Here is a 12,283-nt window from a genome sequence, read left to right on the forward strand (position 1 = left end):
CATCGGCTGACCAAGCCCTACCATCCTTGGACGAACGGCCAGGCCGAGCGGATGAATCGAACCATCAAGGACGCCACCGTCAAGGTCTACCATTATGACGACCTGGAAAGTCTCAAGGCCCATGTCCTGGCCTTCGTCACTGCTTACAACTTCGCCAAACACCTCAAGGCGCTCCGATGGCGAACGCCCTATCAAGCAATCTGCAACGCCTGGACAAGGGACCCGTCAATCTTCAAAATCAATCCGCACCATCTCATTCCGGGACCACACACCTAGAGCCTTTCAGGTTTAATACAGGCCGTAAGGGAAGTAGCGCAGGTAGATTTCCTGCAGGCGGCCACTGCGCGACAGCGCTGCCAGCGCGTGATCGAGCGCTGCCGTAAGGACATCGTCCTTCTGACGGAGCATGATCGTCATGCCTTCGCCGAGAAACTGCTCGGAGAGATAAGGCCCGTCGAACAGCGCGCAGCATTTCGCCGAGGCCTCCGACGAAACCCAGAAGGAGAGCTGGAGGGAATCCGCGAAGACGGCCTCCAGCTTGCCATCCTTGAGTGCTGCAAGAAGGGCGTCCTTGCTGTCGAAGGGTACGGCCTTCACCTTCGGGAAATAGGCCGCCAGCATGGCTTCGTGCGCCGTCGCCTTGACGACGCCGACCGGATGATCGGCCAGAGCGCTGGCATTCTCGCCCTTGATGGAAGCCTTTAAGTTTCGAACGAAGCGGGCGGGCAGCATGAGATAGGGGCGCGAAAAGGCGAACTGTCGCCGCAGCTCCTCGCTGACGGCGACGCCGGCAATCACGGCATCGCCCTGCGAGGCCGCGAGCGCGGCATTCAGGTCAGCGAACGGCAGCGCCTGGATCTGGCATTTGCTGGCAATCTCCAGCTCGTTACAGATCTCGCGGGCGAGATCGACGTTGAAACCGGAAAGCTTGCCATTCTGATCGGTAAAATTGAACGGTGGAAAGTCGATCGTCGTCAGGAAACGCAGGCGGACGAGCGACGAAAGATCCGGTTTGGCAAGGCGCTCCCTGGAATCGAAAAGCAGCGGCAAGCCTGGCATCGCCTCCTGCGCCGACAACGAGAGCGGGCAGAAAAACACAATCAAAGACAGCCAAAAGCTGCATAGCCCCTTAAGATTCAGGGATGCTAGTTTAAATTGCATCATTATGATCGACCTCGGGGAAAGCATGCACTGCCATTCTGGAAACGGTGTATCAGAGTCATGCGTGTCGGGGAATATGCGTCGGGCGGGATCGAAGACCGCACGCTCTTGGATGATGGTTCAATACGCCACGGCGCGCCGCCTGCGCGCGCGGTAAACGATTCCTACCAGAGGTTCTGCTGCAACTCGGCATCGGCAGGCCGACAATCGCCCGCCCGATGCAGGTCGCACGCCGCAACGGCGCGAGCATCGAACAGGAACTCATTGCAAGCGGCTCCATCGATGCCGACAGCTACTACGCATCCCTGGCGCGCGGGCTCCGGCTTCCCTTCCTTTCGGCAATCGACAGCTCCCTCGTCAACGATGACAAGGCACTCGACAGCCAGCTTCTGCAGGCTCGCTGCGTCCGGCTGAACTACATCAGCAAAGGCATGCCGGCGATCGTGCCGGAAGCCCGAAACCTGGTGATGCGCGAGCCAGCGCGCCTCCCGCGCGAGATGGGCGTGGGCGGCTTTCTGGTGTTCCAGTTGCTGATCGGAGGAATGCTGTTTTCCTCTCTCACCCATCCCTGGCTGATCATGCTCCTTGTCACCACCGCCGGCTACCTAGCGCTCGGCTTTCCGCCCGCCGGCAGCAGCGAAGGCGCGCTCTTGCTCCTCGATCTTGCCAATATGGCGGCAAGCTACGGCCTCTTTCTGCTGCTCGGCAGGGTCGCGATGCTGCGTGAGGAAAAACGCAGCATCGGCTGGCGCTGGATCTATGTCCCGCTCTATTGCCTGATGATCTCGGTGGCGGCATGGCGCGCCCTTCTCGAGCTGCCGAGAAAGCCCTTCTTCTGGGACAAGACGCCTCATGTCCCTGTCAGCACCAGTGAGAAGTTGCGCCCCGCTTAGCATGACTCGTCCCTAGGCGGCGGGACCCGAAATTTTTTCCGGGGACAGATCCCAAGCGTTAGGGCCACATTAAGCAATGTCCCATTCTATTCGCCAGGACGACGCCGGCTCACGGGCCGAATGCATGATGCGCATGTCGAGCCTTCCGGGCATCCCACCATGCCGTATCCCGCGACATAAAATGCTTCAATAGTCGGCCCGCCCGCGGTCGGGTCAAGCGACTGGACATAGCCATGCTGAAGAACTTGAAAATCCGGACGAAGATCATTTCTGTCGTCGCGCTTCTCGGGGCGATCGCGCTCGGGGGCCTCGTTTATGTCATCACCGAATTCCGCGGTGCCGATGCCACCTACAGCGCCTTCATCGATAACGAGGCACTGGCAGCCATGCAGGCATCCCGCGCCAGCGCCTCGGCAACCGCTGCCGTGCTGCAGGTCACGCTTATCGCCGGCCTCAAGCCGGAGACGCCGGCTTTCAATACGGCGCTCACGACGCCAAGCAAGATGCCTCAAGCGCGCGAACGCCTGGAACAGGCGGCGGCCTTGGTACCTAGCCGCAAGCCGGCGATTGACGACATCCTCGTCGGCATCGCCGAGATGGAAGCGCTTTCCAGCAAGGTCATCGACCTCGCCAAGGCAAAGGACAGTGCCGGCGCGCAGCTTGCAGCAAGCATGCTCAATGCGAAGCTGAACACGGTCACTCCGAAAATGATCGCCAACAATGATGCGCTGATGGCATTGCTGAACGATGGCGGCGACGCGCTCTCCATTAGCGTCAACCAGCGCATCACTCTCAGTTTCGTACTGATCGGGCTCGCTGTCATGGGCGCGATCGGCCTTTCTGTGTGGGTCGCGCAATCGGGGATCACCACGCCCATGGTTCGTCTGCGTGACCGGATGGCTCAGCTTGCCGAGGGAGATACGCACGGCGCCATCGACGGCCTCGACCGTCGTGACGAGGTTGGCCAGATGGCCGGCGCCGTTGCCGTCTTCCGCGACAATGCCGTCGATCGTATCCGGCTTGAGGGCGAGGCCGAAAAGAGCCGCAATCTCAGCGACAGCGAACGCCGAGAACGTGAAGCTCAGCGCGCAACCGAGGCTGCCGATCTCTCGCGCGCGGTCAGCGCGCTTGGCGACGGCTTACGCCGGCTGGCCGCAGGCGACCTCGCATCTCGGATCGATACGGCGTTTGTCGGCGACCTCGATAGTCTGCGACAGGATTTCAACAACTCGATCCTGCGCTTGAACGACACTATGCAGACGGTCGGCGCCAACGCCCGCGCCATCACTGCCGGCGCAACCGAGATCCGCGCCTCGGCGGACGAGCTTTCGAAGCGCACCGAGCAGCAGGCAGCGTCCGTCGAGGAGACGGCAGCGGCCCTCGAGGAGATCACCACCACCGTGAAGGATGCCGCCAAGCGTGCCGAGGAAGCACGTGGGCTCGTGGCACGCACGCGCGCCGGTGCAGAAAAGTCCGGCGAAGTGGTCAGCAAGGCCGTCAACGCCATGCAGCAGATCGCGCAATCCTCCGCGGAGATCGGCAACATCATCGGCGTCATCGACGACATCGCCTTCCAGACCAATCTTCTGGCCCTCAACGCCGGCGTCGAGGCCGCGCGCGCCGGTGAAGCCGGCAAGGGCTTTGCCGTCGTTGCCCAGGAGGTGCGTGAACTTGCACAGCGCTCGGCCAATGCCGCCAGGGAGATCAAGTCGCTGATCACCACATCGGGCGACCATGTGCAGACGGGCGTGTCGCTTGTCGGCGAAACCGGCAAGGCGCTTGATGCGATCGTTCACGAGGTTCAGGAGATCAACCAGCACGTCGACGCGATCGCCGAGGCCGCCCGCGAGCAATCGACCGGCCTGCAGGAGATCAACACGGCGGTGAACTCGATGGACCAGGGAACGCAGAAGAATGCGGCCATGGTCGAGGAAAGCACGGCGGCGAGCCACAAGCTCGCGACGGAAGCGGCGACACTCAACAACCTGCTCGACCAGTTCAAGCTGACCGGCACTGGCAGTTTCAGCGCTAACATTGCCGCGGCAGCGCCGCTGCAGGGCACTCACATCCATTCGGCGCCACGGCCGGCCGCGCCGCCGGTCGCAGCCAGAAAGGCACCCGTCCGCATCGCCACTCCGGGTGTCACCCGCCCCTCTAGCTCGCCGGCTCGGGCGCTTGGGCAGAAACTTGCATGCGCATTTGGTGCAAGCAGCGCCTCTTCGAGCCCACGCGACGACGCCGATTGGACGGAATTCTGATCCCAGCAAAACGGTACAAAAGCAAAGGGCGGCTCAATGCCGCCCTTTTCGATTATAGACTTTCGACTTCAAACAGCGAGCCATGGCCCGGCTGCCGCACAAGACGGAAGCTAAAAAGGGTGCTCAGGCAAACCCGAGCGGAATTTGCTCGACCTTGCGGCCGCGACCATAATCGCGCTCATAGGAAGCACGATCGTCATCGCGCGCAGACGCAAGAACCACTTCCGGCGCATAGTAGCCGTCAGCGTAAGTGCCGGTATCGCCATTCTCCCGGATCTCGCGCTTCGCCGTGAAAATCTTCAAAAGCATTCTGCAACTCCTCCTGATCATGCCGACAACGACCAAGGGGTCGCCTGCGTTCCCGTGATATCGGAGAATAGTTAAAAATTAACCATGTTTATTAGAGGATTGTCAACTATTTCAATTTCCTTCGAGGCTACCTCTTAAGGGCGTTCTTTCCTCGTGGAGTAAGACAGCGAACGACGGCGGCCCACGTGGGCACCACGCTCAGACCACAGTGCGGATGAATCCGCTCAGTCCCAGCAAAACCATCTGAACTTGGAGCGGGTGAAGGGAATCGAACCCTCGTATTCAGCTTGGGAAGCTGCTGCTCTACCATTGAGCTACACCCGCGTTGGAGCGAGATTTCCAATAGATGGGTGCCGCTGTCAAGCGGGCATTGGCGTTGTCAGATGCGGAAGTGCTTCGAGAGTTTCAGGCCCTGGGCCTGATAGTTGGAGCCGAGGCCGGAGCCGTAGAGGCTCTCGGGGTGCTCCTGCATATGCTCATAGACGAGGCGACCGACGATCTGGCCGTCCTCGAGGATGAAGGGAACCTCGTGGCTGCGGACCTCGAGCACGGCGCGGCTGCCGCGGCCGCCGGCGGGGACGTGGCCGAAGCCGGGGTCGAAGAAGCCTGCATAATGCACGCGAAATTCGCCAACCAACGGATCGAAGGGGGTCATCTCTGCCGCGTAGTGCGGTGGCACATGGATGGCTTCGCGCGAGACGAGAATATAAAACTCGTCCGGATCCAGGATCAGTTCGTTGCGACCGCGGCTATAGAGAGGTTCCCAGAAGTCATAGATGTCGTGCTGCGCCTTCTTGTCGACATCGACGACTGCAGTGTGGTGCTTACCGCGGTAGCCGATCAGTCCATCCTTGTCGCCGGCCAAATCAATCGACAGGGCAATGCCGCCGCCGGAGACGTTCGGCAGCTTGCTGGCGACCAGCGTTTCGGCATCGTGGAGCGCGAGCAATTCCGGCTCCCCAAGTATCGAATGGCCGACCCGGAAGCGGATCTGCGACAGGCGCGAGCCTCGACGCACGACGATCGGGAAAGTACGCGGACTGATTTCGAGATAGAGCGGGCCGGAGTAGCCAGCCGGGATTTTGTCGAACTCCTGCGCGTAGTCGGTGATGACGCGGGTGAAGATATCGAGACGTCCGGTCGAGCTTTTGGGATTGGCCGAGGCCGACATGTCGGCCGACAGGTCGAGGCGCTCCATCAAGGGAACGATATAGACACAGCCGGTCTCCAGCACGGCGCCTTCGCTGAGGTCGACGACGTGGAGGCTGAGGCGATCGAGCTTATCGGACACCAAATGGGAAGGACCCGGCATGAAGCTCGCGCGAACGCGGAATGCCTTCGCGCCAAGCCTGAGGTCAAGGCTTGCCGGTTGGATCTGGTCGTGGTCCAAATCGCGCTCGCTGGTGAGACGTCCCGCCTCAAAGAGCGCGGCTATCGCGCGATCCGCCAAAATTCCTGTTTCGCGAGCCATCATGCCCCATCCATATTCGCGGGAGACAAAACCAAACTCAAGGAATTGACGCAAGCATAGAACGGCAGTATTGCACTTTTATCCCGTGGTGATTTGGCCGGTCGGCTTGCAGCCACGTTAAACAAGTGGCTAAAAGGACCGGGTGCAAAACCGGTCTGCTTTCGCGGCCGGTTTTTTTGTTGTTTGAAAGTGGTGATTCATGAGCAAGACTTGGCGCCCCGCAACCCAACTCGTTCACGACGGCTCTTTGCGCTCGCAATATGGCGAGACCTCGGAAGCCATCTACCTCACGCAGGGCTTCGTCTATGAGAGCGCGGAAGCGGCCGAAGCGCGCTTCAAGGGCGAAACGGAAGGCTATATCTACGCTCGCTACGGCAGCCCGACAAACGACATGTTCGAGAAGCGCATGTGCGCACTGGAAGGCGCGGAGGAAGCCCGCGCCACGGCCTCCGGCATGGCAGCCGTCACCGCCGCAATCCTCTGCCAGGTGAAGGCCGGCGACCACATCGTTGCCGCCCGCGCCCTCTTCGGCTCCTGCCGCTGGGTCGTCGAGACGCTCGCCCCGAAATACGGTATCGAATGCACGCTGGTCGACGGTCGCCATCTGGAAAACTGGGAAAAGGCGATCCGCCCGAACACCAAGGTGTTCTTCCTGGAAAGCCCGACCAATCCGACACTCGAGGTGATAGACATTGCCGGCGTCGCCAAGCTCGCCAACCAGATCGGCGCCAAGGTCGTGGTCGACAACGTCTTCGCCACGCCGATCTTCCAGAAGCCGCTCGAGCTCGGCGCCCATATCGTCGTCTATTCGGCCACCAAGCACATCGACGGCCAGGGCCGCAGCCTCGGTGGCGTCATCCTCTCCGACCGGGAATGGGTCAACGAGAACCTTCAGGACTACTACCGCCACACCGGCCCGGCCATGTCGCCGTTCACGGCATGGACGCTGCTGAAGGGACTCGAGACGCTGCCGCTGCGCGTCAAGCAGCAGACCGAAAACGCATCGAAGATCGCCGACTTCCTGGCCGATCAGCCGAAGGTCGCCAAGGTCATCTATCCCGGCCGCAACGATCATCCGCAGGCCGACATCGTCGCCAAGCAGATGAAGGGTGGCTCGACACTGGTCGCCATCGAACTCAAGGGCGGCAAGGAAGCAGCTTTCGCGCTCCAAAACGCCTTGCAGGTCGTCAAGATCTCCAACAATCTGGGCGACGCCAAGAGCCTGATCACGCATCCGGCTACGACGACGCACAAGAACCTGACCGACGAAGCACGGGCGGAGCTCGGCATTTCCGGCGGTACCGTTCGTCTTTCCGCCGGCATCGAGGACACGGACGACCTGATCGAGGACTTCGCCCAGGCTCTCGCAAAAGTGAACGCCTGATCAGCCGACATCGGCCGGATCGACGCAAATCCGGCCGACCGCCACATGCTGCTTTGCCCCACCCAAGACAGGTCAAAGTCAGGCTTAAGTGGCGAAACTTCTTGCCTTTACAGGCATTACGGACGTGATCGACTATCGGTTTATTGACGGATCGGCTGTCGTATAAGATACCGGTAACGTATATTGACTATGGTGTAGGCATGTACCGCGCCCTTACACGAGACATTGAAGTCGTCGTCGAACCTTTTTATCTGGAGGAGCAATCCGATCCGGAAGACGATCGCTATGTCTGGGGCTACCGGATCGTCATCAGCAACAATTCCGACAAGTCCGTGCGACTGGTGAACCGCTATTGGAACATCACCGACCAGAACGGCCTCGTCGATGAGGTCACGGGCGCCGGCGTCGTGGGCGAACAGCCGCGGCTCGCGCCCGGCGATACCTATGAATATTCCTCGGGCTGCCCGCTGGATACGCCGTCGGGGCTGATGTTCGGCCACTACCAGATGGAAACGGACGAAGGCGAGCTTTTCAATGTCGAAATACCCGCCTTCTCACTGGATTCGCCAGGGCTGCTGAGAGTCCTGAACTGATCACTCCGCAGGCTCTGCCACCTCTTCCACTTCGAAACGATAGGTCGTCGAGCAGAATTCGCAGGTGACCGAAATTGCGCCGTCTTCCTGACTGGCATCAATTTCCGCCGCCGAGAAGCCCTTCAGCACCCCCTTGATCTTTTCGCGGGAACAGCTGCACCGATCGAACACCTCGCGCGGTTCGTAGACGCGAACCCCACGCTCGTGGAACAGACGATATAGCAGCCGCTCGGTGCCGACTTGCGGATCCGTCAGTTCGTCGGCGTCGATCGTGTCGACGAGCGAGCGGGCTTCCATCCAGGCATCGTCTTCCTTGTGGGTGCCGCCAGTCCTATCGCCGTCGCCGCCGTGAAGATCCGGCTGGCGCATGCGCTCCGGCGCTTCCGGCAGGAACTGGGCGACAAGACCGCCAGCCCGCCAGCGGTGGCGCGGCTTGCCCGCGTCGTCGCGATCGAAGAGTTCGGCAGCAGCAAGACGCACCCGCGTCGGGATCTGCTCAGACTGGCGGAAATAGGTGCCGGCAATCTCTTCAAGGGTCGCACCGTCGAGCGCAACGATACCCTGGTAGGGTTGGGAAAACTTGCCCTGATCGATCGTAAAGGCCAGCATGCCCTTGCCGAGAAGCTGTTCGGGCTCGATCTGCCCTGCCGCAACGGCCCTGTCGAGGAGGCCCTGGTTGAAGCGGGCGTAGGCACGCACGTTCTCAGGCGTCGAGAAATCGCAAACAAGCAGGTCCACCGGGCCGTCGCCCTTGGTCTGGACCGTGAACTTGCCTTCAAATTTCAGCGACGTGCCGAGCAGCACCGTCAGCACAACGACTTCGGCAAGAAGCCGCGCGACGGGCGCAGGATAGCGATGGCGCTCGAGGATCGCGTCCAGCATCGGCCCGAGCTGGACGGCGCGACCGCGCACATCCAGTCCCTCAACCTGAAACGGAACGACATGATCATCGCCGGCGAAATTGAATTCGCCGAGGGTGGCTGCAGGTTCTGCCATGGTCTTCTCCTAGTCTGAGAGCGGCAGACAAGGGTGTCCATCCGCTCGCACGGCCACCGGGCCTTCCGGCCAAACGTGGCGTCCAGTATGGTTCAGATCGCGCCCAGGCACCAAGCAAGAATCGACTTCTGCGCATGAAGACGGTTTTCCGCTTCATCGAAGACCACGGATTGCGGGCCGTCGATCACCTCGTCCGTAACTTCCTCACCACGATGGGCGGGCAGGCAATGCATGAACAATGCATCCTTGTCGGCCTGCGCCATCAAAGCCGAATTGACCTGATAAGGCTGGAATACGTTGTGACCACGGGCCCGATGTTCCTGATTCATGGAGACCCAGGTATCGGTCACCACACAATCGACGCCGGCGACCGCACGGTCTGCATCATGGTAAAGCATGATTTCGGCGCCCTCATTGCGGGCCCAGTTCAGATAGTGATCCTTTGGCTCGGAACCAAGGGGCACCGCCATATTCATGCGGTAGCCAAAACGCGCGGCTCCTTCGACCAACGAATGCAGCACGTTGTTGCCGTCGCCGGTCCAGGCGATCGTCTTGCCCTTGATCGGGCCGCGGTGCTCTTCGAAGGTCATGACATCAGCCATGATCTGGCAGGGGTGCGTATCATCCGTCAATGCGTTGATGACAGGAACGGTTGCATGCTCGGCGAGCTCCAGCATGCGGGCATGATCAGTCGTGCGGATCATGATCGCGTCGACATAGCGCGACAGCACCTTGGCCGTGTCACCGATCGTCTCGGCGCGGCCAAGCTGCATTTCTGTGCCCGACAGGAACAGCGTCTCGCCCCCGAGCTGGCGCATGCCGACGTCGAAGGACACGCGGGTGCGCGTCGAGGGCTTTTCGAAGATCATCGCCAGCATCTTGCCTGATAGCGGCTTGTCGCCCTGCCCGGCCTTGAAGGCCTGTTTGCGCGAGATTGCGTCATCCATGATGAGCCGTAGGTCGGATGCCGCGACGGCGGAGAGATCGAGGAAGTGTTTGGGGGAAGCCATTATCGTTACCTATCACGCCCGCCTTCCGACAGGCACTATTCATTAAGCCGTCTTCTTGACCTTCGCAGCGCGCACGCTTTCGGCGGCGCGTTCGAGGCGGGCAAGGCCCTCGCGGGCTTCGTCAGCAGTGACGACCAGAGGCGGCAGAAGACGAATGACATTGTCGCCAGCGGGTACGCCGAGCAGATGGGCGTCACGGATCGCCTGCAGCAGTTCGGAGGACGGCACGGCGGCCTTGACGCCGAGCAGCAGCCCCTCGCCCTTGATATCCTCGATGATATCAGGATAGCGATCCTTGAGCGAGGCCAGCCCTTGGCGGAATACCAGCGAGACGTCACGCACCTGCTGCAGGAAGCCCTCCGCGAGGATCACGTCGAGCACGGCACTGCCAACTGCCATGGCGAGCGGATTGCCGCCATAAGTGGAGCCATGCGTGCCGGCCTTCATGCCGGAAGCGGCCTCTGCCGTGGCAAGGCAGGCTCCGAGCGGGAAGCCGCCGCCGATGCCCTTGGCAACCGCCATGATATCGGGGGTAGCGCCTGACCACTCATGCGCAAAGAGCTTGCCCGTGCGGCCCATGCCGGTCTGCACTTCATCGAAAATCAGCAGCAGACCATGCTCGTCGCAGATCGCGCGAAGTGCCTTCAGGAACTCGTTCGTCGCCGGGCGGACGCCGCCTTCCCCCTGAATAGGTTCGATGAGGATCGCGGCCGTTTCATTTGTGATGGCGCTGCGGACTGCATCGAGATCACCGAACGGCACCTGATCGAAGCCGGGCGCCTTGGGACCGAAGCCTTCGAGGTATTTCTCCTGGCCACCGGCGGCAATCGTCGCCAGCGTACGGCCATGGAAGGCGCCTTCAAAGGTGATAATATGGAACCGCTCGGGATGGCCCTTGGAAAACTGATAGCGGCGCGCGGTCTTGATCGCGCATTCCAAGGCTTCCGCGCCGGAGTTCGTGAAGAACACCTTATCGGCGAAGGTCGCATCGGTCAGCCGCTTTGCCAGTGTTTCCTGACCCGGGATCTCATAGATGTTGGACAGATGCCAGACCTTGTCGGCCTGCTCCTTCAGCGCGCCAACCACATGCGGATGGCTGTGGCCAACGGAGGTGACGGCAACGCCCGCGCCGAAATCAAGATATCGCTCGCCCGTTTCGCTGATCAGCCACACGCCTTCTCCTCGCTCGAACCGCAGCGGGGCACGAGAGTAGGTGTCGTAAAGCGCGGCTTCAGCCATGGCGCGATCTCCTATCAGCAATCATCAGCAGCCGGACTCCGGCTAAGGAAAGCAGGTCCGGAAAATTAAAAATGCCGCCTTTCGGCGGCGAGCAGCACTATTTACTTTTCGCACTGCAATGTCAACAAAACTGAGGTTTCGCTGCATGCGTCAAGCAGCCATCCCGAGGCGCTCGACCTATCAACAACTATGTTGCATAAATGACTCTCACGCCCAGCAAGTTGGGGAAAACTTGAAAATCGATTCCCCGAGATTCAACCGACTCTTGTCACGGAGTCGGCCTCACACTAGGTTAAAACTCAATTACTAGGCTGCATGCGGCGGAACTAGTCACCAAAATTTGAGTAAGCGTTTCTTGCCTCGGATACGTCCGTGGCAACGGTGAAGGATTCTGCCTACACCAACGCTAATAAGGCGGAGACAGGGGCATGAACTGGACAGACGAGCGCGTTGAAAAACTGAAGAAGCTGTGGTCCGAAGGCCTGAGCGCCAGCCAGATCGCAGCACAACTTGGCGGTGTAAGTCGTAACGCCGTCATTGGTAAAGTCCATCGTTTGAGTCTGCCCGGCCGTGCCAAGGCCGGCGGTTCGACGACCACCGTCAGAACCCCCAAGCGCACGACTTCGGCGCCCCGCGCCACGAACTACGCCTCGCGGATCACCACACGCACCGTTACCCGCCAACAGGGCGCGACGATGCTCAAGGAAGAGATCGAAATCGATACGGTGGAGGAAGTCCGCTTCCGTCCGGCCGCAAATGTAATCGTTCCGATTTCTCGCCGCCTTGGCCTCACCGAGCTCACCGAGCGCACCTGCAAGTGGCCGGTCGGCGATCCGCTCAATGACGACTTCCACTTCTGCGGTTGCGAGTCCCCGGACTCTTCCCCGTATTGCACGTATCATCAGCGCATGGCCTACCAGCCGGTCAACGAGCGCCGCAAGGCCGCTAACCGGGTCGCCTGACCCGGAA

The 12,283-nt window shown here is 60.8% G+C and carries 12 protein-coding genes, 1 tRNA gene and 1 riboswitch; of the genes, 6 read left to right on the forward strand and 7 right to left on the reverse strand.

Translation table 11 applies throughout. The annotated features are described in order from the left end of the window. A partial coding sequence (locus AF71_RS00005; RefSeq protein ID WP_169679077.1) for an integrase core domain-containing protein occupies positions 1 to 276 on the forward strand: 276 nt, incomplete at its 5' end. Between the two features lie 12 nt (positions 277 to 288). On the opposite strand, the gene AF71_RS00010 is transcribed toward AF71_RS00005, so the two are convergent. After that, the gene (locus tag AF71_RS00010) at positions 289 to 1,164 is read right to left on the reverse strand and encodes a transporter substrate-binding domain-containing protein (protein ID WP_025660379.1); all 876 of its coding nucleotides are present in this window, start codon (positions 1,162 to 1,164) and stop codon (positions 289 to 291) included. A 215-nt stretch (positions 1,165 to 1,379) separates the two neighbouring features. Here AF71_RS00010 and AF71_RS00015 point away from each other — a divergent pair, with 215 nt between their 5' ends. After that, positions 1,380 to 2,054, forward strand: coding sequence for a hypothetical protein (locus AF71_RS00015; RefSeq protein ID WP_169679081.1), 675 nt, complete (start codon positions 1,380 to 1,382; stop codon positions 2,052 to 2,054). A 233-nt stretch (positions 2,055 to 2,287) separates the two neighbouring features. After that, entirely contained in the window at positions 2,288 to 4,312 is a 2,025-nt protein-coding gene (locus tag AF71_RS00020) for a methyl-accepting chemotaxis protein (RefSeq protein ID WP_169679084.1), read from the forward strand. A gap of 123 nt (positions 4,313 to 4,435) precedes the next feature. Here the strand turns inward: AF71_RS00020 and AF71_RS00025 are convergent, their stop codons facing one another. The 3 genes from AF71_RS00025 to AF71_RS00035 form a co-directional block, all read right to left on the reverse strand. After that, positions 4,436 to 4,621, reverse strand: a complete 186-nt coding sequence (locus tag AF71_RS00025; RefSeq protein WP_018857618.1) for a hypothetical protein — start codon at positions 4,619 to 4,621, stop codon at positions 4,436 to 4,438. 250 nt (positions 4,622 to 4,871) lie between these two features. Beyond that, a tRNA-Gly gene (locus AF71_RS00030) sits at positions 4,872 to 4,945 on the reverse strand. Between the two features lie 55 nt (positions 4,946 to 5,000). Continuing rightward, a complete protein-coding gene (locus AF71_RS00035) occupies positions 5,001 to 6,095 on the reverse strand; it encodes a 2'-deoxycytidine 5'-triphosphate deaminase (RefSeq protein ID WP_025660383.1) in 1,095 nt (364 codons plus the stop codon). A 72-nt stretch (positions 6,096 to 6,167) separates the two neighbouring features. Next, positions 6,168 to 6,246: riboswitch (SAM riboswitch) on the forward strand. A 45-nt stretch (positions 6,247 to 6,291) separates the two neighbouring features. Here AF71_RS00035 and AF71_RS00040 point away from each other — a divergent pair. Continuing rightward, complete coding sequence (locus tag AF71_RS00040; protein WP_018857620.1) at positions 6,292 to 7,476, forward strand: O-succinylhomoserine sulfhydrylase; 1,185 nt, start codon at positions 6,292 to 6,294, stop codon at positions 7,474 to 7,476. Between the two features lie 200 nt (positions 7,477 to 7,676). Next, positions 7,677 to 8,069 carry a Co2+/Mg2+ efflux protein ApaG gene (gene apaG, locus AF71_RS00045; protein WP_018857621.1) on the forward strand — a complete coding sequence of 131 codons (393 nt, stop codon included), beginning with the start codon at positions 7,677 to 7,679 and terminating at the stop codon, positions 8,067 to 8,069. Here the strand turns inward: apaG and AF71_RS00050 are convergent, their stop codons facing one another. From AF71_RS00050 to AF71_RS00060, 3 genes are all read right to left on the reverse strand, one after another. Beyond that, positions 8,070 to 9,065: an Hsp33 family molecular chaperone gene (locus AF71_RS00050; RefSeq protein ID WP_169679087.1), complete on the reverse strand. Its 996-nt coding sequence runs from the start codon at positions 9,063 to 9,065 to the stop codon at positions 8,070 to 8,072. Between the two features lie 92 nt (positions 9,066 to 9,157). Beyond that, the gene (gene argF / locus AF71_RS00055) at positions 9,158 to 10,075 is read right to left on the reverse strand and encodes an ornithine carbamoyltransferase (RefSeq protein ID WP_025660384.1); all 918 of its coding nucleotides are present in this window, start codon (positions 10,073 to 10,075) and stop codon (positions 9,158 to 9,160) included. A gap of 42 nt (positions 10,076 to 10,117) precedes the next feature. Continuing rightward, on the reverse strand, positions 10,118 to 11,314 hold the full coding sequence (locus AF71_RS00060; protein WP_025660385.1) for an aspartate aminotransferase family protein: 1,197 nt from the start codon (positions 11,312 to 11,314) through the stop codon (positions 10,118 to 10,120). Positions 11,315 to 11,742: 428 nt separating this feature from the next. Here AF71_RS00060 and AF71_RS00065 point away from each other — a divergent pair, with 428 nt between their 5' ends. After that, positions 11,743 to 12,276, forward strand: a complete 534-nt coding sequence (locus AF71_RS00065; RefSeq protein WP_018857625.1) for a GcrA family cell cycle regulator — start codon at positions 11,743 to 11,745, stop codon at positions 12,274 to 12,276. Positions 12,277 to 12,283: the final 7 nt, after the last annotated feature.

The organism is Rhizobium sp. 57MFTsu3.2, from assembly GCF_012932765.1.
GTDB lineage: Bacteria > Pseudomonadota > Alphaproteobacteria > Rhizobiales > Rhizobiaceae > Rhizobium > Rhizobium altiplani.

Coding starts and splice junctions, on each gene's coding strand:
- AF71_RS00010 (WP_025660379.1), bottom strand. CDS start 1,164: ATGATGCAATTTAAACTAGCATCCCTGAATCTTAAGGGGCTATGCAGC.
- AF71_RS00015 (WP_169679081.1), top strand. CDS start 1,380: ATGCAGGTCGCACGCCGCAACGGCGCGAGCATCGAACAGGAACTCATT.
- AF71_RS00020 (WP_169679084.1), top strand. CDS start 2,288: ATGCTGAAGAACTTGAAAATCCGGACGAAGATCATTTCTGTCGTCGCG.
- AF71_RS00025 (WP_018857618.1), bottom strand. CDS start 4,621: ATGCTTTTGAAGATTTTCACGGCGAAGCGCGAGATCCGGGAGAATGGC.
- AF71_RS00035 (WP_025660383.1), bottom strand. CDS start 6,095: ATGATGGCTCGCGAAACAGGAATTTTGGCGGATCGCGCGATAGCCGCG.
- AF71_RS00040 (WP_018857620.1), top strand. CDS start 6,292: ATGAGCAAGACTTGGCGCCCCGCAACCCAACTCGTTCACGACGGCTCT.
- apaG (WP_018857621.1), top strand. CDS start 7,677: ATGTACCGCGCCCTTACACGAGACATTGAAGTCGTCGTCGAACCTTTT.
- AF71_RS00050 (WP_169679087.1), bottom strand. CDS start 9,065: ATGGCAGAACCTGCAGCCACCCTCGGCGAATTCAATTTCGCCGGCGAT.
- argF (WP_025660384.1), bottom strand. CDS start 10,075: ATGGCTTCCCCCAAACACTTCCTCGATCTCTCCGCCGTCGCGGCATCC.
- AF71_RS00060 (WP_025660385.1), bottom strand. CDS start 11,314: ATGGCTGAAGCCGCGCTTTACGACACCTACTCTCGTGCCCCGCTGCGG.
- AF71_RS00065 (WP_018857625.1), top strand. CDS start 11,743: ATGAACTGGACAGACGAGCGCGTTGAAAAACTGAAGAAGCTGTGGTCC.